Origin of the sequence: Pseudoalteromonas sp. Xi13, from assembly GCF_003952205.1 — a bacterium.
GTDB classification, from domain to species: domain Bacteria; phylum Pseudomonadota; class Gammaproteobacteria; order Enterobacterales; family Alteromonadaceae; genus Pseudoalteromonas; species Pseudoalteromonas atlantica.
Map to the genome: position 1 here is coordinate 1,241,589 of NZ_CP034439.1, position 21,940 is coordinate 1,263,528.

Annotated in this window: 21 protein-coding genes; 5 read left to right on the forward strand and 16 right to left on the reverse strand. The window is 42.2% G+C overall.

Features of this window, described 5'->3' with window-relative positions:
* Positions 1 to 43 precede the first annotated feature (43 nt).
* Positions 44 to 2,458 carry a TonB-dependent receptor gene (locus EJ103_RS05605; protein ID WP_126006473.1) on the forward strand — a complete coding sequence of 805 codons (2,415 nt, stop codon included), beginning with the start codon at positions 44 to 46 and terminating at the stop codon, positions 2,456 to 2,458.
* A 513-nt stretch (positions 2,459 to 2,971) separates the two neighbouring features.
* Here EJ103_RS05605 and EJ103_RS05610 read toward each other — a convergent pair.
* From EJ103_RS05610 to EJ103_RS05625, 4 genes are read right to left on the reverse strand one after another with little or no spacing between them, the layout of a single operon-like run.
* On the reverse strand, positions 2,972 to 3,826 hold the full coding sequence (locus EJ103_RS05610; RefSeq protein WP_096739884.1) for a hypothetical protein: 855 nt from the start codon (positions 3,824 to 3,826) through the stop codon (positions 2,972 to 2,974).
* On the reverse strand, positions 3,823 to 4,926 hold the full coding sequence (locus EJ103_RS05615; RefSeq protein WP_126006475.1) for an ester cyclase: 1,104 nt from the start codon (positions 4,924 to 4,926) through the stop codon (positions 3,823 to 3,825). Before EJ103_RS05615 ends, EJ103_RS05610 begins: the two co-directional genes overlap by 4 nt.
* A 9-nt stretch (positions 4,927 to 4,935) precedes the next feature.
* Complete coding sequence (locus tag EJ103_RS05620) at positions 4,936 to 5,901, reverse strand: ester cyclase (RefSeq protein ID WP_126006476.1); 966 nt, start codon at positions 5,899 to 5,901, stop codon at positions 4,936 to 4,938.
* Positions 5,902 to 5,910: 9 nt separating this feature from the next.
* The gene (locus tag EJ103_RS05625) at positions 5,911 to 7,521 is read right to left on the reverse strand and encodes a sodium/solute symporter (protein ID WP_024033725.1); all 1,611 of its coding nucleotides are present in this window, start codon (positions 7,519 to 7,521) and stop codon (positions 5,911 to 5,913) included.
* Between the two features lie 238 nt (positions 7,522 to 7,759).
* Between EJ103_RS05625 and EJ103_RS05630 the strand changes: the two genes are divergently transcribed.
* Entirely contained in the window at positions 7,760 to 8,773 is a 1,014-nt protein-coding gene (locus EJ103_RS05630; RefSeq protein ID WP_055255210.1) for an ester cyclase, read from the forward strand.
* Between the two features lie 55 nt (positions 8,774 to 8,828).
* Here the strand turns inward: EJ103_RS05630 and EJ103_RS05635 are convergent, their stop codons facing one another.
* From EJ103_RS05635 to hisD, 5 genes are read right to left on the reverse strand one after another with little or no spacing between them, the layout of a single operon-like run.
* Positions 8,829 to 9,851, reverse strand: coding sequence for an ester cyclase (locus tag EJ103_RS05635; protein WP_126006478.1), 1,023 nt, complete (start codon positions 9,849 to 9,851; stop codon positions 8,829 to 8,831).
* Complete coding sequence (locus tag EJ103_RS05640) at positions 9,838 to 10,617, reverse strand: aldolase/citrate lyase family protein (protein ID WP_029772148.1); 780 nt, start codon at positions 10,615 to 10,617, stop codon at positions 9,838 to 9,840. Before EJ103_RS05640 ends, EJ103_RS05635 begins: the two co-directional genes overlap by 14 nt.
* Complete coding sequence (locus EJ103_RS05645) at positions 10,614 to 11,315, reverse strand: alpha/beta hydrolase (protein WP_126006479.1); 702 nt, start codon at positions 11,313 to 11,315, stop codon at positions 10,614 to 10,616. Before EJ103_RS05645 ends, EJ103_RS05640 begins: the two co-directional genes overlap by 4 nt.
* Positions 11,316 to 11,329: 14 nt before the next feature.
* The gene (locus EJ103_RS05650; protein WP_029772146.1) at positions 11,330 to 12,337 is read right to left on the reverse strand and encodes a LacI family DNA-binding transcriptional regulator; all 1,008 of its coding nucleotides are present in this window, start codon (positions 12,335 to 12,337) and stop codon (positions 11,330 to 11,332) included.
* Positions 12,338 to 13,612 carry a histidinol dehydrogenase gene (gene hisD / locus EJ103_RS05655; protein ID WP_024033719.1) on the reverse strand — a complete coding sequence of 425 codons (1,275 nt, stop codon included), beginning with the start codon at positions 13,610 to 13,612 and terminating at the stop codon, positions 12,338 to 12,340.
* A 129-nt stretch (positions 13,613 to 13,741) separates the two neighbouring features.
* Here hisD and EJ103_RS05660 point away from each other — a divergent pair, with 129 nt between their 5' ends.
* On the forward strand, positions 13,742 to 14,482 hold the full coding sequence (locus tag EJ103_RS05660; protein ID WP_054982250.1) for an SDR family oxidoreductase: 741 nt from the start codon (positions 13,742 to 13,744) through the stop codon (positions 14,480 to 14,482).
* An 18-nt stretch (positions 14,483 to 14,500) separates the two neighbouring features.
* Entirely contained in the window at positions 14,501 to 15,499 is a 999-nt protein-coding gene (locus EJ103_RS05665; protein WP_126006481.1) for a cupin domain-containing protein, read from the forward strand.
* 20 nt (positions 15,500 to 15,519) lie between these two features.
* On the opposite strand, the gene EJ103_RS05670 is transcribed toward EJ103_RS05665, so the two are convergent.
* Complete coding sequence (locus EJ103_RS05670; protein ID WP_126006482.1) at positions 15,520 to 16,413, reverse strand: DMT family transporter; 894 nt, start codon at positions 16,411 to 16,413, stop codon at positions 15,520 to 15,522.
* Positions 16,414 to 16,518: 105 nt separating this feature from the next.
* Here EJ103_RS05670 and EJ103_RS05675 point away from each other — a divergent pair, with 105 nt between their 5' ends.
* Entirely contained in the window at positions 16,519 to 17,043 is a 525-nt protein-coding gene (locus EJ103_RS05675) for a sel1 repeat family protein (RefSeq protein ID WP_126006484.1), read from the forward strand.
* Between the two features lie 2 nt (positions 17,044 to 17,045).
* On the opposite strand, the gene rsmS is transcribed toward EJ103_RS05675, so the two are convergent.
* The 6 genes from rsmS to dinG are packed head-to-tail and all read right to left on the reverse strand — an operon-like array spanning position 17,046 to position 21,869.
* Positions 17,046 to 17,198: a pleiotropic regulatory protein RsmS gene (gene rsmS / locus EJ103_RS05680; protein ID WP_024033713.1), complete on the reverse strand. Its 153-nt coding sequence runs from the start codon at positions 17,196 to 17,198 to the stop codon at positions 17,046 to 17,048.
* Entirely contained in the window at positions 17,182 to 17,463 is a 282-nt protein-coding gene (locus tag EJ103_RS05685) for a late competence development ComFB family protein (RefSeq protein WP_004585951.1), read from the reverse strand. The genes rsmS and EJ103_RS05685 overlap by 17 nt, the downstream gene beginning before the upstream one ends.
* A gap of 49 nt (positions 17,464 to 17,512) precedes the next feature.
* Complete coding sequence (locus EJ103_RS05690) at positions 17,513 to 18,409, reverse strand: histone deacetylase (RefSeq protein ID WP_126006486.1); 897 nt, start codon at positions 18,407 to 18,409, stop codon at positions 17,513 to 17,515.
* Positions 18,409 to 19,017, reverse strand: a complete 609-nt coding sequence (locus EJ103_RS05695) for a primosomal replication protein (protein WP_024033711.1) — start codon at positions 19,015 to 19,017, stop codon at positions 18,409 to 18,411. Before EJ103_RS05695 ends, EJ103_RS05690 begins: the two co-directional genes overlap by 1 nt.
* Positions 19,018 to 19,794: a TSUP family transporter gene (locus EJ103_RS05700; RefSeq protein ID WP_096739873.1), complete on the reverse strand. Its 777-nt coding sequence runs from the start codon at positions 19,792 to 19,794 to the stop codon at positions 19,018 to 19,020.
* A complete protein-coding gene (dinG, locus tag EJ103_RS05705) occupies positions 19,794 to 21,869 on the reverse strand; it encodes an ATP-dependent DNA helicase DinG (protein WP_126006487.1) in 2,076 nt (691 codons plus the stop codon). The genes EJ103_RS05700 and dinG overlap by 1 nt, the downstream gene beginning before the upstream one ends.
* Positions 21,870 to 21,940 lie beyond the last annotated feature (71 nt).

A 21,940-nucleotide genomic window follows, 5' to 3' on the forward strand; every position in this document is an offset into this window, starting at 1 on the left:
TGGGGAGAACTAAATACGTTTTATACTGGGGAGAATAACTATAATGAAAGCTAAATTTACACGGACTCTCGTTCACTTTGCTGTAACCACCGCTATTGCAGCAACCACAATGAACGCACACGCTGCGCAAGAGCCAGAACAAGCACAAGCGCAAGCGCAAGCGCAAGAACAAACCGCAGAGCCCGCGATAGAGCGTATAGCGGTAACGGCAAACCGTCGCTCACAAGACCTACAGGAAGTATCATCATCAATAACAGCATTAGGGGAAGGGGACATTGCCCGTGCTGGTATTATTGATGTTACGGGTCTTGAGCAAGTGGTACCAGGCTTACGTATGGGTTCGTCGGGTGGTGAAGTTAGACCCGCTATGCGTGGCGCTCGCACCAACGAAGTAGGTGTAGCAGGCACCGGTATTGCTGAGCAAATTGTAGGTATATTTCAAGATGGTATTTATGTGCCGACTACCTCATCGGGCTTAGGCGCGCTGGTGGATGTTCAACGCATTGAGGTATTACGCGGGCCGCAAGGTACGTTATATGGCCGAAACACGTTTGCGGGCAGTATTAATATTATTACTAATCAACCTGTTTTTGACGATTTACTGGGGAGTATAAAAGTTGAAACAGGCAGTTATAACCGCAGCGCTTACGAAGGAATTATAAATATTCCAGTAAGCGACACCGTGGCAACCCGTTTTGTAGTGGCCTCTGATCGTCACGATGGTTATATCAATAATTTAGTTGTTCCAGGCCCTTCAGATGACTTGCGCGAGAAAAACCAGTTTTATATGCGTAACGTTACTAAGTGGGAGCCAAACGAAAAGTTTAATGCCACAGTGCGCTTTGATTACTCGCGTAAAGACTCAAACTCAGAAGCTATTTGGGGTTACCAACAAATAGCTGGCTACCAAATTGAAGAAACCTCGCCGGGGTCGGGTGTATTTAACACCACGCCTACAATAACCGAGGGGCATATTTATCAGCCAAGTGATGCACAGCACGAAGACCTTGGCCCGTATGATGTATACCGCAATGGTTTTTCACTTGATAAGCAAGAAAGCTTTTCGACCACATTAGCACTTGAATGGTATACCGACTTTGCTGATATTAAATGGACCACCAACTACTCAACGCTTAGTGGTAAGCAATATTACGATAACGACTACAGCGACGGTGGCATTGATTTTGTAGGTGGTTTTGGTCGTGAGGATGACCAAAAAACACTTTCATCTGAGCTGCAGCTTTCATCTAATGATGAGGGTGATTTTTCGTGGATTGGTGGCCTTTACTACTTTGACCAAGAAGCAGATTGGAGCTGGTTATCGCATGCAGATACCACAGGCGATGGTGTATCAGACTCTGTTGTAGTGCCTTCATGGGGGAACCCAGATTACGACCCGCATACGGCTAAATCTATTGCGGCGTATGGGCAATTACGCTACCAAGTAACAGAAGATTTGCGCGTGGTAGGTGGATTGCGTGTAAACCAAGACGACAAAACATTTACCGGCGATACAATACCAGATTGGGATGACTCAGCACTGCTTTATAAAGCGGCTGCCGAGTACGACATTAATAACGATATTATGGTGTATGCAAGTGTAGCGACAGGCTACAGAACCGGTGGCGCAAACGACTCGCGCGTTGTAGCTCGCGGTGCTGACCCACTATATGATAACGAAGATGTTATCTCTTACGAAATGGGTATGAAAAGCTATTTGCTTGATGGCGCAATGCGTTTAAATCTTTCGGTATTTATGAACGAATACGAAGATGTAAAAGCACAGTTATTTGCAACCTCATGTAACGATACGACCACTGGCGATACTGTTTTAGAGTGTGTTGCAGCAGGTACTGCTACCACCTTTGAATACTACGAAAACGGCGGTGATGTAGAAACTGTGGGCCTAGAAGCTGATATTCAATGGGTGCCAATTAATAACCTAACACTAACCGGTACTTTATCTCTGCTTGATAGCGAATTTGCTGATGGTTATGCAGTAGGTAATGAGCAACTACGCCCATTATTAGCATTAGGTAACTTAGAAGGTCGCCAAGATATAAACGACAGCTCTAGTCAGTTTAGTTTTGAAGGCTGGAGCCCGGCTATGGCACCCGAATACAGCGTAGGTTTTTCAGCTCGTTATGAGTTTAGCTTAGGGGGGGATTCGTACTTAGTACCGTACATTCAACTAAATTACTTAGACGATTACTACGCGTTTGATACGAACATCCCAGAGGTGCAAGTAGATGCGCACTTAATGGCTGATGCACGTTTAACTTGGTACATAAACGACAGTGTGCAAGTAGAAGCGTACGTTAAAAACATTGGTGATAAAGCGATTTTAACCCGTGGTGTAGTGCACTCACAAATTGTTGATGGCTTACCTGCAAACTCAGTACAAGCTAACTGGAACAACCCACGTACGTGGGGCGCAAGCTTAAAATATCAGTTTTAGAATTTCCTAAAATGGCCGCTACGGTCATTACTTTCAGCCAGCTATTTATTAGCTGGCTTTTTTTATTTTAAGCTTGTTAGTTAGCTTCAGTTAGCTACTATTTAACCTTACTATTGTATTTCCCCCACCTTAGCTGGCATTTATTAAGTGCGCTTTTATTGGCTTTAGATTGTAAGCTTAACCCCTCTAACCAGCCCTTCAGTTAAGTTTGCTAAATGCATACGTGTATTTAAGCCATAAGTGCGTAACTTACAATGGGGGGCTTGGCTGTTGGTTGGATACTCGGGCTTTAGTAAGGCGAGGCTGATACTTTATTTACTGCCTTTAACTATTTTAAAGCGTTATTTTTTAAATAAGTAATACCCACTCGCTTAATTAAGTGAGCTATTTTGAGTTATAAAAGCGAGTCATTAACAAGGTAAAAATTGCTTAAGTATGATTACAGGTTGCTACAAAGGCCATCTATAAAAAAAGCGCTCAGTGAGCGCTTGAAGGGAAGTGGAAAAGGTGACCTTATAATGCAAACTGCTGGTTAAGTGCCAGCGTGTCGAATTGCATTACTTCGTGGGTTATTTGATTATCGCTGATGCTAATAACGCTAATTATTTGCTGACGTACACGTACGTTTTTAGCATTAAAGCTGCCATCGAGAGTCCAGCATAGGGTGGCTTGGTTTTGCGTACTGTCATACTCAACGGTTTCTAGCTGGGCATAGCGTCTGCTTAGCGATTGCGTAAAATCTAAGTGGCAATCAAGCAGCGCGCTAATAGGTTGTGGCTGTGTGTTACCTGCAAGTACAGCCGTAGCGCTTGGAGTATAAAGGGTTTCAAACTGAGCCAGGTTGTTAGTTTGCCAAATTTGCCACCAGTTATCTAAAGTACGAGCAGTGTGAGAGGGCAGCTCGCAAATAGCGCTGGGGGTTGCATGAAAAGTAGTAGGGTGCAGCTGGTTATCTAAATCGCTAACAATAATCGGGTCACTTTTTGGTAGTTTAGGAATAACCGAGCTGTTATTTACCGTTGTATTTACATACTCGTTATTCGCTAGCGACAACGTATCAACCACACATTTTACTGACTTAATAAAAGTCCCGTTGTGTTTTATTACAAACGTTAAACGCACTGGGTTTTTAAGCTTTTTAGGCTGTAAAACCAGCTGTAGGGTTTCACGTTCTGCGCCTACACTATGAGTGTGCGATACACACTCAGACACACCATATTGAGCTAAAAAGCTAAGCCACAAAGGCTGCGCCTGCAAAGCACCCATGGCGGTAAAGTGGTGCTGCTGCCAACGGCTACTGCGAAGCAACTTGCTGCTTAGGCCTTCAATGTCGGCTTTAGTGTATAAATCGATAATAGCGTTGATCATGCATTTTCCTCCCACTGTGATTTGTTGACTAATGCATGTGCTTTAAATAAGTTTGCATAAAGTGCTACTTCATCAAAAACGGTGATCTCTTCGATGATTTTTTTGTTTTTAATACGCAAATGCGATGCGCCTAAAATAAAGTAAGGCTGCTGTTTAAGCTCGCTTAGCTCGCTATTTTGCGGATTAAAGTGGCCGGCTAGCGACCAGCGTATCGCTACATCTGTTGTGGTTTCGTCAAATGGGGTAATAGCTATATGATCAATCGTTAATTTGGCGTCGGGGCAGGTTGCAAAAAATTGTATAAATACGCCGTTAATTTGTGCAAGTCCGGTGGCCATTCTGCCGCTAGGCCATTGCTGTGTGGCCGTTAAACTGTAAAATTCGTGCACTTTAGCAAACTGTTTTTGATTAAATAGCGTGTCTAACCAAGTGTGGGCAAATGCCGCAAGCTCACCCTCTACAATGGGCGTACTTGCAACGCGGTGATCTATTGCAATTACACGGTTAAATTCATCGTTTAGCCACTGCGTGTGTTTTTCTTTACTCGGAATGTTTGCCATGTGTTTGGCTACATTAATAATGTTTAAGCCAAGCTGCTTAACTAAAAAGCCGTTGTCGCGCACTAGCCACTCTTTAACTATTTTGTTTTCAAAGCATACGCAGTCGGCAATGGTTGTAACACGGCCTGTTTTATGTGTTGCTGGGCCAAACTCAGAGTTACCAGTGTTGGTCATTACACTGCTAATTAAATGTGATGAGTAATAGTGCTCGTTGGCTTCTTCTGAAAACACCACGTTTTCGCCAATTAGGCTCCTGTCGGGGAAGGCCGCAATAGTTTTAAGGGTGCCTTGAATAACATCTTCTATGTTTTCGCCATAGGCGCCAAGGGTAAAAACAGGGCATACACCGGCGTAATAGCGATAGCATAAGCCAATGTTCTTTTGCTCCCAAATACGGTGCGTTATGCGTAAAATGTAATCAACGATATCAACAAATTCGTCATCAAAACCGATTAAAGGCTGTTGTTTGTTACCTTGCGGGTTTAACACGCTCGATAACGGCAGCCAGTAAGGTTGGGTCATATTATTGTGTTTGTTCATGCTCACCTCTTAATTAGCTGCGGCTATTTTGCGTTGCATTTGCTCAAAAATATCAATGCCCATTCCATCTAATAAATGAGGGATATCAATAGCGACCCAGTTTTCTTTTAATATGCCGTTTTCACAGCGCCAAAAGTCCATGACACGCGGGAACAGCTTATTGCCAGAAGGCGGTAAACCTAACCAGTCTTCACCGGTATGGGTGCCATACATGTGAGGCCAGCCGCCGGTAGCAACAAAGTTATCGTGACTTACTAAACACAGTGTTTTATTAATACCGCGATCAGGAAAGCCTTTTAAAAACGGCCCTTGATGGTGCTCTCTAAAGCCGCTAATTCCGCGGGTTGTACCAATGCCTGCTGGGCCATACCAAATAAAGTCTGGGTGCCAGTATTTTTCTAAATTAATGCTGTATAAGTCTTTACCGTCATAGCGGCCAAGCTCTGTGAGCATATCAACTACAAGTTGCTCGTTGGTTTTGCTAAGCGTTTCGTTTTTATCACCTGTTGGTACGCCATCAAGTGTGGTGGGGGGCATAACTAAACCTGGGTAACCTAAGCTTGGGCGTAATGGGTTTACGCCTACTTGGTTCATTACATCAATTAAATCTAAAAATGTGTAAACATTAACCACTTGGTTGTTTTCTATTTGCGCCATTTCGCTGTAGCGAATAAACACACTTTTGCCGCTGGCAGGAATACCCAATAAAGGCTGTGTAAATGTGCCGGTAAAATACCCTGTTGCACACACCCATTGCTCACCTTTGTAGTCGCCCTGGATAGAGATAAACGGTTTGCGCTCTATGTTAGGTAACGAATGTTTAAGTACGCCAAAGTAATCATTAATCACATTTTGCTTTGTGCTAATAGGCTCAAAAGGGTGGCTTACCTGCCATTGAACGGAGTCTGCAAGCAATGCTTGATTTGGCAATTCTGCAGCGCTGAAGTTTTCGAAAAGTTGTTCTAAAATATTCATTTTTTCACCTTACACAAAATATTCAAATAACATGAGAGAGGCAAAGCTCAGTACAAAAAAGCCAAGTAACCAGTAATTGATTGAGTCAAACTTACCCGGAATTAAGTACCAGCCGTTTTCTTTTTCTGGACGTTTTTCATCTTTAAATGCTTTTAACTGACCTTTAATGGTGTATTCGTTGTAATCCTCTTGATAGCCATCAAATGCAATACTTAACGCAATGCTAAATACAAGGCAGGTTATTGCCCCTATGGCGCAGTACCATGGCCATGCAATGTCGGTAAAAAGTGCGCACACAGCAACGGTAATAAACGACACTAAGGTGCCTATTAATAAGCCTTTTTCGGTGGTGTGCTTAGAGAAAAACCCAAGGGCAAACATGCCAAGCTGAGCACCTACAAAGTACGAGCCTACTTTAGTGAGTATTTCTAAAATTGAACCTTCGCTGTATAGGTGATACATAATGGCCGGAATAATAATGATCACCGCCCAACCTAGCGTAAATAAGCGAGTAACATTTAAATAATGAGCGTCGTTTTTTTCAGGCGCAAAGTACTTTTTATAAAAATCGATAGTACTTATGGTTGAAAGTGAGTTAAGTGCTGAATCGAGGCTCGACATAGATGCTGCCATTACCGCAGCGGCAATAATACCCATTAACCCCGGTAAGCCATAATCAGCTGCAAACTGTAAAATAATTAAGTTGTCGTTTTCAAAAGTGCGCCCGCCGTAGTAGCTATAAAACAGCACGCCCATAAATATAAAGAATAAGTAAATAAAGAACGCGATAAAGCCCATTAGTAAGTAGGATTTTTTAGCATCGCCAATATTTTTAGCGGCAAGGGTGCGCTGCACCATCATTTGGTTAGTGCCATATACCGTAATGTGATAAAGCGACATAGCCAGCACGCCAGACCACACGGTAGTTACTTGGGTAAAGTCGAGCGAGAAATTAAGTGGGTCTAATTTACCTTGGCTTTTTAGCTCGCTCAGTGTTGAGCTAAATGAACCATCCATAGAGGTAATAAGGGCATACATAATAATACCAGCCCCTATAAATAAGATGGCTGACTGAATTACATCGGTCCATATAACGGCGGTTATGCCACCTAGCATGGTATAAATAAGGGCGATTATGGTAACTAAGAATATCGCAGTTATAACATTTATATCAATAATAAAGGCCAACACTAAGGAGGTTGCATACAGCACTGCGGCTGAACCCATAGTTTGCGATATTAACCAAATAGTAGAGATAAGTAAGCGGGCCTTTTTACCAAAGCGGCGCTCTTGGTATTCGTAAATAGAGGCCACACCCGCGTTGTAAAAAAACGGAAAAAACAAACACACCACCGCCACAATAACCAGTGGGTAGTTAAGGTGTATGGCAATAACCGAGAGCCCCTCTTTGTAAGACCACGCTGGCGCACCTAAAAAGGTGAGCGCACTTACATAAGTAGCAACAACCGATATACCAATAGCCCACCAAGGTGTTGTTTTTCGACCTATGTAAAAGTCGTTAGCACTACTGATCTTTTTACTAATTACAAACCCAAGTATTAGGTTGGCAATTATGTACCCGATGAGAATGCTCCAATTCAACAATCCAAAATCATTCATAATTAATCCTGTTAGATTAGGTTTTACGGGCTTGAGAGCCTATTTGTATTTTTTATTTTGAATCATCATGAATCACTTTGACTTCGAAGTCAATTCTCATTAGTATTATTTTAAAGCAATTTATAACTTACTATTCACAGGCTTTTAATTACTCTTTAAATGCAATACATTTTGTTAAAGTGTGTTTAACGGCGGTTTGAAGACATTAATTTGACTGCGCAAACAATGAGGAATAATCATGGCAGATATACTTAAAGATAAACAACTAGTTCGTCAATTTCATACTGCATTAGAAAAAGCACAAGGCAATGATTTACAAGCCGTATTTAATGAGTTTATGGCCAGTGAATACAGCTTTAAAGGGGTGCACCCCTTTAATGAGCTTGAGTGCGCTAATGATGTAATTGCCCAAGTTTGGCAGCCATTATTTAGCTCGTTTAGTGCGCTGCAGCGCCGTGAAGATATTTTTATTGCAGGGCAAAGCGAAGCCGACGGCGGCCAGTGGGTGATGAGCATGGGCCATTTTATGGGCTTATTTGATAAAGATTGGCTAGGTATTGCGCCAACCCATAAGCTTGCCACTTTGCGCTATGCCGAATTTAACTGTGTTAAAGACGGAAAAATAATTCAGACCGGTTTTTTTGTCGATATTATTGGCCTTATGATGCAAGTAGGTTTAAACCCGCTGCCGCTCTCTACTGGGCAATATTTTACGTATCCTGGGCCGCGTACGCACGATGGTATTCGTTTGGGTAAAAGTAGCGACGAGCAAAGCGAAAAAACAATGGCGCTGGTAAATCAAATGATTGATAACCTAACCGCGCTTAATAAAAGTGGCGTTGATACGTGCCCGCCCGAAGTGCTTGGTAAAACCTGGGATGAAAACATGGTGTGGTATGGCCCAGCAGGCATTGGCGCTACTTACACTATTAAGCGTTATCAGCAGCAGCACATGTATCCGTTTAGAGAAGGGTTAACGGGTAAAGTATTTAACGGCCATATTTGCCGGTTTGCTGAAGATGAGTTTGCCTGCTTTTTTGGCTGGCCTAACTTAACTAACACGGCCATTGGGGGCTTTTTAGGCCTACCGGGTGCTAATACCCCAGCAGATATGCGCGTGGTGGATGTGTATCACCGCGAGGGCGATAAACTGGTAGAAAACTGGGTCATTATTGATATTCCTTATTGGTTAAAACAACAAGGCCTAGATATTTTAAAGCGCACGCAAAGTATTGCGAACCCTGGCGCATAATCTATTTAAGTAATAAAAAAGCTCTGTTTAACAGAGCTTTTTTTGTTTATACGCCCTAGGGCGCAAAGTTTAAATAGCGCGCTTTGGTAAGCTCTTTCATGCGTGCGAATACATCTACCCCAATTTGATGGTAGACATCAAGAATATCTATTAATACCCAGTTTTCGCGAATTAAGTTATTCTCGGCGCGCCAAAAGTCGAGACTACGCATGGTTATTTGCTGATTTGCGGGCGCAATACCTAACCAACCATCATTACTAATAGTCATGCTCATACCCGGCCATGCGGTAAAGCCAACATAGTTTTCATCGGCAAATAAATAGCCTTTACTTGCATCACCTACTCGGTTTGGGAGGGCATTTAAAAACGGAATTTGATGCCAGTTTCTAAACCCTTTTATACCTCGTGCAGTGCCTATGGTACTTGGCCCATACCAGCTACAGTGCGGGTGCCAAAATTGCTCAAGCTTCATGGCCTCTATACCGCCTTTGGCATAAAAACCAAGGTGCTCACACATGTCGCCCACAAGTTTTAAGCTTTGTGCTGCGTGCTCTTCATTGTATGCGTTTGTGATTAATCCATCTTGCGTTGCAGGGCCTGGTACATGCCACTCTTTCCCTAAGCTTACCGAAAGCGGCCATACTTTAGCTTGCATCATTACTTCGGGAATATCCCAAATAGCTTGTACTTCTACCACTTTGTTATTTTTAATACGGTAAAATTCATGAAAACGCATGCTAACTTGGTGCCCAGTAGGGGGGATATCAAGCCATGGCTTTTCAAACGAACCGGTATAATAACCGCAACAACCTACCCAGTCTGAGTCGTTAATTGAGCTACCTGCCATAACGATTGTATCGCGGCGCTCTAAGCCTACAAATGCCTCGCTAAGTGGTAAATAAACTTGCTCAATAAGTGCATTAGGGTTGGTAAGAGTTTCAAACGGGTAACACAGCTGAATGAGCGCGTCATCGCTAAACACGGTATTAATTTGTGTATGCAAGGCGTTTATATCAAAGTTATACAGAGCCTGTCTAAAGTCGTGTATTAACGCTTTATTTTTATTATGAATGTTCATTGTTTTGGGCTCCTGTTGCTGTTTCAAATTGCTCTCGCAATTGCTTAGCGCCACTTAATAAAAAGCTGTGATCTGAGCCTAATAAATAAAAGCTCACGCCTAATGATTGCCAATGGCTCAGCTCGCTCAAATTACCTACAAACATGCCACAGCATTTATTATATTTAGCCGCTGCCTTGGCTATTTTAGTGACTGCCTCAAGTACAATAGGGGCGCTTGGGTTGGTTTCGCCAAGGGAAATGGTTAAATCCATACGGCCTATAAAAATGCAGTCTATTTCATCTATTTGGCACAGTTGCTCGATATTATCCAGTGCATCGGCATCTTCTATTTGCGCAATAATACAGGTTGATGACTTATTGCTTGCTAGGTTATCGGTTAAGGCATGGGTTGTGTAACCAGCAAAGCGGCTTGAACCGGCATAGCCTCGGCCGTTATTGCCATAAAAGCAGTTTTTAATAATTGCTTTTGCTTGTTCGGGGGTTTTTATATGCGGCAGCACAAGGCCATCTGCGCCTATATCTAAGCTACTTAATAAAGTGGCGTGGTCTGTATTACTAACACGTATAAGCGTGGGCATATTTTTAGTACGTGCTGCCATTATGCAGCTATCTAAATCGCCTCTATCAAAGGGCGCATGCTCTGCATCAAGGCACAGAACATCAAGGTTAGTGTGAGCCAATACTTCTGTATTATGATAATGCGTGCTTTTAATAAAGGTACCTAGCAGTAGCTGTTTTGCATTTAACTTTTGCTTTAAATTCATGATAAAGACTCCAACCAGTCTAATAAAATTGTGTTTACCGTATTACTTCGCTCAAGCGGGGCAAAGTGAGCGCAATGACCAAGCAGTACGAGGTCACTATTAGGCGCTGCTTCATGCATACTTTGCTGAACACTTGCCGGGCATAACGGGTCATGCTCGCCCCCAATAATGAGTAGTTTTTTTGTACTTTGCTTTATTACGCTTAACGTATCTTCGCGGGTGGCAAGTGCACTCAGCTGGGCGCTAAAGGCGTTAATACCCAGATCGTCTGCCATGCTAAGTACGGTCTCTTCATGGGCTTTACTTGGTTGGTAAAAGTAGTGCGGCAAAAAGTCACGTTTAAGCAGGGCTTCTAAACTGGTGCTTTTGGCGTGTTCAATTTGTTTGAGTCTAATTGCAGGGCGCTCAGGTTTATCGGCTAAATAATTGCTCGACATTAAACACAAGGAGGTAACTAGCTCAGGGTTTGATTTTAACAAAGCAAGCGCAACAATTCCGCCCATGGAAAAACCTATAAATGGGCCCGGCTCTTGTGCAATTTTTTTGCAAAGTTCTACCATTTGCAAAATGCTAGATTGCTCGGTGAAGGGTATTACGCTCGGTGTATAACCTGCATTTTGCAGTGCGTTAATTTGCGCTGCAAACATGCGGTGATTACATAGTGTACCAGGTAAAATATAAACAGGATTTTTGGCCACAAAAATTCCTTAATTTAACGTTTTTTAATAGAGTTCCCTTCAATTAATGAACCAGTAAATACCCGAACTTCTGCAGCCGCTTGAGGGTTTTCAATGCGCTCCATTAAAATATCAACAGCGGCTTTAGTAAGCTGTTTCATTGGCTGTTGTACTGTGGTTATTTGATAGTTGTACCACGAAGAGGCATTAATACCATCAAATCCTACAACCGACATGTCGTCGGGCACTTTAATGCAAAAGTTTTCTTTTAGTTCATCAATTACGCCAATTGCCATAGCATCATTACTGCATATTATGGCATCGGGCTTGGGGTGTTTTTTTAACCATTTTTTAAGTGCGTCGCGTGCCGATTTATACCCATAATCACCATAAATAACCGGCGTGTCTTTAACGCCTAGGGTTTGTAAATAATTTTCGGCTATTTCTCTGCGCTCGTTTGCAACATCTGAGTCGGTAGGGCCGGAGATAATTAAATACGATTTATGGTTAGCTTCGTGTAATAAATCAATTAACTGTTTAATGCCTTTGTCGTGATTACAGCAAACGGTGTTTGCATTCGACTCAGGCACATGGCGGTTATAAAGCACAATAGGCGTACTGTGTTTAGCAAATAAGTTTAAGCTTTTACTATCAAAGTGAGCAGCTAGGGCAATTACACCATCAACCTGAAAGGTCCATATGTTTTCGAGTAATTCATCTAGCTCTTCTGCGTTATCAAGTGTAAAGAGCAGCACACGTTTATTGTGCAGTGCCAGCTCTCTGTTTAGCTCAGAAAGCACCTCTGGGTAATTCAGGTTTGCTTGCGATGACAATATAACCGCAACCATCCCCGATTGTTTGGTGATCAACATACGGGCAATAGCATTTGGGCGATAGCCCATTTCATTGGCCGTTGCGATTACTTTTTCACGGGTTTTTTTAGACACACTAAAACCGGGTCTAAAAACACGTGATACCGCCGATTGCGATACGCCCGCTACACGGGCAACATCGTATGAGGTGACTCTTTTTTGCTTCAAGATTTACTTCCTATATCGTCTTACACGAATGTCTGCTTGTTCTTTGTGGCCTGCGAACCCTTCTGCAGCACATAATCGTGAACAATACTCACCAACAACCACCGAGGCTTGCTCTGTTACTTGCTGAAAAGTACATGTTTTTATGAATTTACCTACCCATAGTCCGCCAGTATAACGCGCAGCTTTACCTGTGGGTAGTGTATGATTTGTACCAATGCATTTATCACCATACGAAACATTAGTTTGCGGACCTAAAAATAAAGCGCCAAAGTTTTGCATGTTCTCTTTAAAGTAATCGGTATTGCTGGTCATCACTTGCACGTGTTCAAACGCTAAGTCGTTGGCAACTTGCAGCATTTCTTCGTAGGTGTCACATACAATTACCTCACCGTGATCCTCCCATGCTACGCCTGCAATATCGGCGGTAGGTAAAATAGTAAGCTGCCTTTGCACCTCAGCGATTGTATCTTTAGCTAGTTGTTCTGAGTTGGTGAGTAAAATAGCCGGTGAAGTTGGGCCGTGCTCTGCTTGGCCGAGTAAATCTGCCGCACATAGCTCGCCATCTACACTGTCATCGGCAATAACGAGGGTTTCGGTAGGCCCTGCAAATAAATCAATACCAACACGGCCAAATAGCTGACGTTTTGCTTCGGCTACAAACGCGTTACCTGGGCCAACTATCATATCTACCGGCGCAATAGTTTGTGTACCAATTGCCATTGCAGCTACCGCTTGCACGCCGCCTAAACAATAAATTTCATCGGCTCCGGCCATATCCATCGCGACTACAATTTCAGGTGATGGCTTGCCATTAAACGGTGGAGCCATGGCTATTACGCGTTTAACACCCGCTACTTTAGCGGTTAATACGCTCATGTGCGCAGAGGCTAATAGCGGGTATTTACCACCTGGCACATAACAGCCTACGCTATCCATAGCGATATGTTTATGACCAAGGGTTACGCCCGGAAGAGTTTCTACCTCTACGTCTTTCATTGAGTCACGTTGTATTTGTGCAAAATTACGTACTTGGCTTTGCGCCCACTTAATATCGTTAATTAATTGCTCATCAAGTTGTGTATAGCAGGCTTTAATTTCGTCTTCTGAAAGTTTGAAAGACTCCGGAGTCCAGTTGTCGAACTTTTCAGAGTACTCACGAATGGCTGCGTCACCTTCGGTTTCAACATGCGCTAAAATATTCTCTACAATATCTCTTACTGATTGATTTTGTTTTTGTTTTGAGTCAATTGGTTGACCCTTTTTTAAATGCTTTATCATTGCTAGTGTCCTTAGTGAGTCGTTGTTATATACACATTTGATGAGACGTATTGGTTAAATAATGTCTTGCATCTAACTGCACTCTAATTAATAATGACTTCGAATGCAATATAGAATTTAGGTGAACAAATGGGATTTGATAAAACGCTTTTAGTGGGTAAAACCATTTTAGTGACAGGTGCAGGCAAAGGTATTGGTAAAGCATGCGTAGAAAAATGCGTAGATGCAGGGGCCCAGGTTATTGCAGTAGCACGTACCCTCAGTGATTTACAAACACTGCAGCAATACGCGCCTGAGCAAATAGAAATTTGGCCGCTAGATATAAATAGCGATGCTTTTTTTGAGCGCTTAAAGGCGCTAAAAACACTCGATGGGCTGTTAAATAACGCCGGTATAAATCGGGTTGCGCCAATGCTTGAGCAAACAGATGAAAATATTGATGACGTAATTGCGATGAATATACGCAGCGTTTACAAAATTAGCCAAGCGGCACTGCCAGCGCTAATAAATTCTGGCGCTGGGGCGGTGGTTAATATGTCGTCGCAAATGGGGTTTGTAGGTTCACCTAAACGTACTTTGTATTGCATGAGCAAACATGCGGTAGAGGGGTTGAGCAAAGCAATGGCGGTTGAACTTGCCGATAAAAATGTGCGTGTGAACACCGTAGCCCCCACCTTTGTAGAAACCCCAATGACCAAACCCATGCTAGAAGATGCGACGTTTAAGCAGTTTGTTTACGACATGATCCCACTGAAAAAAATTGCCCAAACCGATGATATTGCCAATGCTTGTGTGTTTTTACTAAGCGGTCTTTCGGCAATGATCACCGGTACAAGTATTAAAATTGATGGCGGTTGGACCGCACAGTAACCAATTTAGGAGAGAGTAATGAGTGTATTTGCAGATAGGTTAGTACGATACGACGATTTAATTGCGTGTAAAAATGCCTTTATTGATACACGCTCGCCGGGGAGCGATCAAAAAGAAAACTTTACAATTATTGGCCCAGGCGTTGCCGAAAACCCAAATCAACATGTGCATATTTCTATTCCTCATGGGTTTAATATTGGTGGTGCGCGCCAACCTGCAGGGTGTTTAAATTCGCAGCATAGCCATTTAACTGAAGAAATTTTTGTAGTACACAGTGGTACGTGGGCTTTTTACACTGGTGTTGACGGTAAAGATGCCAAGGTAATTTTAAATGAAGGCGATATTATTTCGATCCCGATGGATATATTTAGAGGGTTTGAAAATGTTGGCGACGGCGTAGGCTATTTATATGCGGTACTTGGAAGTGATAACCCTGGTAGAGTACTTTGGGCTCCGCAAGTATTTGACATGGCAAAAGAATACGGACTAATTTTGCTAGAAAATGGCAGCTTAGTAGATACCACGTTAAATGAAACCATTCCCGATGGTGTAAAGCCAATGGCAGTCACCAGCCAAGAGCAAATAGCGCAGCACAGAGTAATAACCGATGAAGAGCTGTCACAAACAGTGGTTAAAGCCAGCAACTTTAACTGGAATAAACGCTCGTACCTTAGCCAGTTTGATGGCGTATATGAAGCGCCATTAGTCGGTAATTTAAACGCCAAAACATGTATTCAAACACAGCTAAATTGGCCTCATGGCTTTAATATTTCTGCGTTAAAGTTACAACCTGATGCACAGGTTGCGCCTCATATTCGCTTTGAAGAAGAGGTTATATTTGTTCATCAAGGAAGCGTAACAATAGACTTAGGTGATGAAGTATTAACGCTTAACCAAGGTGATACTTTTTCAGTGCCTATTGAGCACGTAAGAGCCTATAGCAATAATAGCCAAACCGACTGTGTGCTTTATATAACGCGCCGCCACGACGCGCCAAAAGACCCACAATTTATTTAAACTATAATGCTATATAAAATTTAAGGCACTTTGCTTGTTTTAGCTAAGTGCTTTTTTCGTGGTAAAAAACCAGTAACCAGCATAGTACCCACAATAACAAATAATGCGCCGAGTAACGTCTTTGGTCCTATTTGCTCATCTAAAATTAAATGCCCCCAAAAAATGCCAAATAGCGGAATTAAAAAAGTGACCGTTAAAGCTGAGGTTGGGCCTATATCGTCAATAAGTTTAAAAAATAAAATATAAGCAAGTGCGGTACACACCACGCCAAGTGCTAATACGCCAAGCATAACGTTGGTACTAGGTACTTCGCGCATTGGCATAAAAAGTATAAGGGGCAGTACTATAAAACTGGCTGCCCACATAGAGCCGTGTGCGTTATCGAACGGGGCAAGCTTAGGGGCATTTTTTGTATAATGGGATGCAATGGCATAACACAGGGAGGCGCTTAGCGCTGCTGCAATCGCAATAAGTGACTGACTATTTAATACAAAATGATTTTGCCCAACTAAAATTGCCACGCCTATTAAACCCAACAGCAAACCTAACACCATGCTTTTAGTCGGTTTGGTTTTGCTCCAAATAATGCCCACCACCGCGCCCCATATGGGCGTTGTAGAATTTAAAATAGATAAAGTAGAGGCGCTAATCGTTTGCGCGGCATAAGCAAACAGTAAAAAGGGTAGGGCGGAGTTAAGTGCGCCAATTATAAAAAAGTGCTTTGTGTGCTTAGTAAACGCCAAGCGGCGTTTTAAGTACAGCGCCACAATAAAGAGGGTGAGTGCGGCAAAGCCAACTCTAAACTCTATTAACACCGCTGGGCCTAAGCTGTTTGCTGCCATTCGCATAAATAAAAATGACGCGCCCCAAATTGCAGCCAGAAAAAATAACCGAAGTAAACTTGCTAAGCTCATGATAGTATTTTAATTATACAAATTAATTTACAGAGTAACAGGCTTTGCATTAACTGTAAGCCAGATTCGGTACTCGCATATAAAAATAATAAAAAAGGAATAGTCATGAGCCGATATTTACTGATCACAGCAATTATGGGAGTGGGTTTATTAAGTGGTTGTGGGTCTACGCCTATTAATTTATACGATGACATAACCATGAAAAAACATGAGTACAATGGCATAAAAGCGTATAAAAAAGGAGATTATAAACAAGCCTTTATGTACCTAAAAGACCCTGCAGCACTTGGCTATAAAAGCGCGCAATACACATTGTCGTTTATGTTTTTAAAAGGGCAGTACTTAACACAATCCACTAACATGGGTATGGGGTGGCTAGGCGTTGCAAAAGAGGCTGGAGTTGAAAGTTGGCAGGCGCAATACAATACCTTTTATAACGCAGCCACTTCGGCGCAACAGCTTAAAATAGATGAAACCGTTGCGTTGTACATAAGCCAATATGGTAGTAAAGCACAAAAAATGACGTGCCGCCGCTCAACACCCCCAAGACGCACGTTTGGCGAGATTAAAATTGATTGTAACAAACACGAGGGCACTGTGACTAAATACGAAGTGCAAACAAAAGAGTAATGCTAAGCGGTGGCTTGTTTTTGTTCAAAGTCACTTTTTACAATTTCGAGCGCTTTTAATACATCCTCTGGAGCAACCTCGTGCTGCTCCAAAAGCATAATTAAATCCACTGCCAGTTTTACATGTGTAGGGGCGTTATCAAGTGGGCTGGTCATCTAAATCTTTCTTTTTTGAAATTTGGCTAATAGCAACATCAATAGCGGTTTGTACGCGCTCTTCCATGTGAATACGTTCACTTTGTGGTAAATAAAAGGCCATATCTACATCGTATCTAATATAACGTGGCGGCAATTGATTAAGTACCGTGCAACAAAAATCGGCCATTACATCTTCACTGTAAACTTTATCTAGTTTACGTTTAATGATTTCTTCAACCACAATTTTTTCGTAAAAGTTATGTATGTCGTCGTGCAGTCGCATCGTGCTAGCGCCTTTTATAGAGTCCGTTTATTTGAGTGTATACTAAGCACTAAAATAAATCGATAGCAGCTTTAAATAGTTGTTTATGAACATTAATTAACGCATTTAAATTACGCTGATAACCGCCACCTAAAGCGCACATAAGTGGGATGTTATGGGCTTTGCAGTAGTTAACAATAAAATGATCGCGCGCATAAACCCCTTCAAGCGATACGTTAAATAACCCTAGCTCGTCTTTTTCGTAAATATCAGCCCCTGCGTTATATAAAATAATGTCGGGGTTATGAATACGCACGCAAAATTCGAGGGCTTGTTTTAGCGTTGTTAAGTACTCGGTATCTGATGTGTTGGCAGGTAGGGCGAAGTCGTAATCGGAGTGTTGCTTTAAGCGCGGAAAATTTTGCTCGCAATGAATAGAGCAAGTAACTATAGCGTTATTATGTTGCGTAATTTGTGCCGTGCCATCGCCTTGGTGTACATCACAATCAAATATTAATACGGTATCGGCTTGGTCTGTATTGATTAAATGCGCGCCAGCCACAGCCAAATCGTTAAAAATACAAAAGCCACTTCCGTAATCGCTATATGCATGATGATAGCCACCACTTAAATTAGCGCAAAAACCATGTTTTAGTGCGTATTCGCTGCCTTGAATACTTGCCCCAACTGAAAGTAGCGTACGCTCTACTAATTCGCGTGAATACGGGAAACCCATTTTTTTAATTGCTTTATTACTGAGCGTGGCGTTTAAAAAATCATTTATGTAATCTTGGCTATGGCACAGTGCAAGCTGCTCGGGCGTAGCTTTGGTTGGTGTATTAAACTGTGTAGCCCCAAAGCCTAAGCGTTTTATTTCTGCTTTTAGCATTTGGTATTTTTGAATAGGAAAACGGTGGCGCTCAGGAAGCGTTAAAGCACTGTAAAGCGGGTGGTAAAAAAGCTGCATTAGCGTAATTGTTGTTTTTCGACTTGTTGAATTTTATCTTCGGTGGCCGAAATAGCTTTACGGCAGCGGCCTAAACGCGCATGCGTGGTTAAAATTTCCATATTAAGTTTTTGTGCTTGCGCTGGGCTGGCTTTTTCCATTTGTAATTTTCGCTCTTCAATCATTAACACTAAGCGTCGTTCAAACTCGTGGTTTTGTTTAAGCTCGTCGTATAGCTCGTGCGACGATTGCATTATTTTTTTTACGGCTTGCTTATAAACCGTATTTTTGGGTCTAGGTTTGTACTGGCTTTTGTTTTCTTTTGCCCAGATGGGGGTCGATTTAATAACACTAAATACAGCTTGTACTTGATTACCTATGCGCTCGAGTGCATAAGCATAAGCATGGCGGTGATCACTTGGTGGTAAGCTGGTAATTTCGTCTTCAATTTCTGTTACGTAGTCAGTTAAGTTCATGCTTTTAGTACTAAATACGCCGCGGTCAAATAAACTAGGCTGCGCCTGCATATAGCGGTTTTTAGAAAACAACTTTGCGCTGTCAAATTGCTCAGCTTGTTGTTTAAGCGTAGCAACTTGTTGGCGTAATTTATCTAACGCGTGGGTTTGCATTTACAAATAAGCCTCGTAAATCAGTTTTAATGCTAGCAGTATAACCATAGTGTTAAAAACAGGGCGAATAAACTTACCGCCAAAGCGAATGGCTGAGTGAGCACCAATCCAAGCACCTAACATAATAAAAAAGCCCATGATAAGGCCTAATAAAAAGTTTACATGACCAAGTGCCACAAAGGTAATAAGCGATATAAAATTAGATACAAAGTTCATTGAACGGGCTAAACCACAGTTAAGCAGTAAGCTCATTTTATAAAATAAACTATTAGATGCGGTCCAAAAAGTACCGGCGCCTGGGCCTGCTACCCCATCAAAAAAACCTAACGCTAAACCCTGCAACCACTGCTTTAGTTTAAGTACTGGTGTTACTTTTGGTAAATCATCGCCCTGTGTGGTGCTTAAACTACCAAACAAGCTATAACAGGCCACCATAATAATAATGATAGGCAAAAGCTTATTTAAAAATTCAATACTTAAGTGATCGACTATTAACGTACCAATCACAGCGCCTATGGCTGTAGCAAAAATGGAGTTTGCCCAAAATTTAGGACTAAATAGATTTTTTTTATAATACGTGTAGCTGGCCGTTAATGAGCCAAAGCTTGCCGCAAGCTTGTTGGTGCCAAGCGTTACATGCGGTGGCAAGCCTGCGGTGAGTAGTGCAGGGACTGTTAATAAGCCACCGCCGCCGGCAATTGCATCAATAAAGCCAGCAGCAAGGGCCGCGGCACATAAAACTGCCAATGTTGTGGGATCTAAAGCAAGTTCAAACATTAATAATCTATTTGTCTTTTAAAAGGTGGTAAGGTGTCGAGCATGGCTTTGCCGTAGCGCTTGGTAATTAAGCGTCTATCGAGAATAGTTATACGGCCTTCATCGCTCTCTTTTCGCAGCAGTCTACCACAGCTTTGTACCAATTTCTTTGCTGCATCGGGCACCGTAATAGACAAAAATGGATTACCGCCTTTACTTTGTACAAATTCGGCTTGGGCTTCTTCTATTGGTGATGTAGGTACTGCAAACGGTATTTTTGTAATTATTAAGTTTTCTAAATATTTACCAGGTAAATCAAGCCCTTCTGAGAGGCTTTGCGTACCAAATAAAATACTACCTTTACCGCTATCAATATTTTGGGTGTGTTTTTTTAATAATGCCTCGCGCGACATTTCGCCTTGCACTAATAAGTTAAAACCTTTTGTTCTAAGAAACTTAGCCACATGGTCCATTTGCCAGTACGAGGCAAACAATACCAAATTAGCTTTTTTTGTATTTAAGTACTCAGGCAAGGTTTGCGCTATATGGTCACTAAATGCTTTGTCGGTTGGCTCAATTTTACTTACCGGAATACGCAAGGTTGCTTGTTTAGGGTAATCAAAAGGTGAGGGCACTTTAATAAACTTAACGCCTTCTTCTTTTGCTAATCCGCTTTCATAGGCAAAGTGGTCAAACGAACCGAGAGCACTTAAAGTTGCCGAGCACAATACCGCCCCTGCGCATTCATTCCATAGCTTGTCTTTTAAGTAGTAGCCAACTTCGATAGGGCAATCACTTAATAGGTGATCGTGATGGTTTTTATATTCTAAACGTTTGATCCACCTTGCGTGAGGTGTGCCTTCGCCTTTATTTGCATAGCTATACCACAGCTTATTTAATTGCTCTAAGCGGTTTATATAGTGTCCGCTTTCGGCCAAAACAGGGTCGGCAACGTAGGGTTTTATATCGCCATCGCTTACATCTTGAGTGAGGGTATCGTGCATTTTATTTAAACAACGCAGAGCATCTAGAGTGGCGTCACTTATATCTTTAGCTTTGTTGTGCAATGATTTTGGTATTTCGCCATGCTCAAAACGATATGTATCGTCTTTTGAGTATTCAAAGTCGGCGTTATCGAGAATATCACGCACCACTTTTAAGTCTTTATTAGCATCGTTAATGCTATCGCACAATTTGAAATTTTGACCAATGGCCTTTTGACCCACTAATACCTTAGACATTTTGCCACTAAATTTGGTGAGCTTATCGAGCCAATCAATGGTGCCTTTAATAGTGGCCGCTGCCGATGAAAAGTCGCGGGTAATATGCGCAAGGTGGTGCGCTTCATCTATTACATAAATGGTGTTATCGGGCTCGGGTAAAATTTTACCGCCCCCTAAATCCAAATCTGCCAGTAGCAGTGAATGGTTAATAACTAGCACATCCATTTGCATAAGCTGATTACGAGCAAGCTGAAACGGGCAGGTTTGATGGGCTTTCATTTGGCGCTGGCAAGCGTGTTTATCGCATGCGATTAAGTTCCACACTCTACCGGGTATGGTGTCGGCCCAGCTATCCCTGTCGCCTTGCCATTTTTTATTTACATAGGCATCGTAAAGGCCTTTTAAGCATTTAGTTTCCATATCACTTAGCGGCGAGGTAAGTGTGGGCATAAACTCCATTTGCGTTTGGCTATCGCCATTAACAGCGTTATGTAATTTATGGGCACAAATATAGCGTTGCCTACCTTTTACTAGGTCAAACTTAAAGTCGAGCCCGGAGTGTTTTTTAAAAAAAGGCAGCTCTTTTGCTATTAATTGCTCTTGCAGGGCCACGGTTGCAGTAGAAATAACCAGCTTCTTTTTTTGAGCAAGGGCAAGCGGTAACGCGCCCAAACAATAAGCAAGTGATTTACCAGTCCCTGTGCCAGCCTCAATAACACATATTCGCTGCTTTTTATGGTATTCGCCAGCCAGTGTTTTTGCTATTTCGGCAACAAGGTAGTTTTGGCTACTGCGTGGGCGGTAATCAGTAAGGTTACTAGCCACATGCTGGTGTACTTGCCTAATTGTTTTTTTTAGTTGGTCAGAAAGCATGGGGAGATAAACCTAAAATATGTATATAATTACAGTGTATGGATTTTAGAGTTATAACCGTGTAACTACAA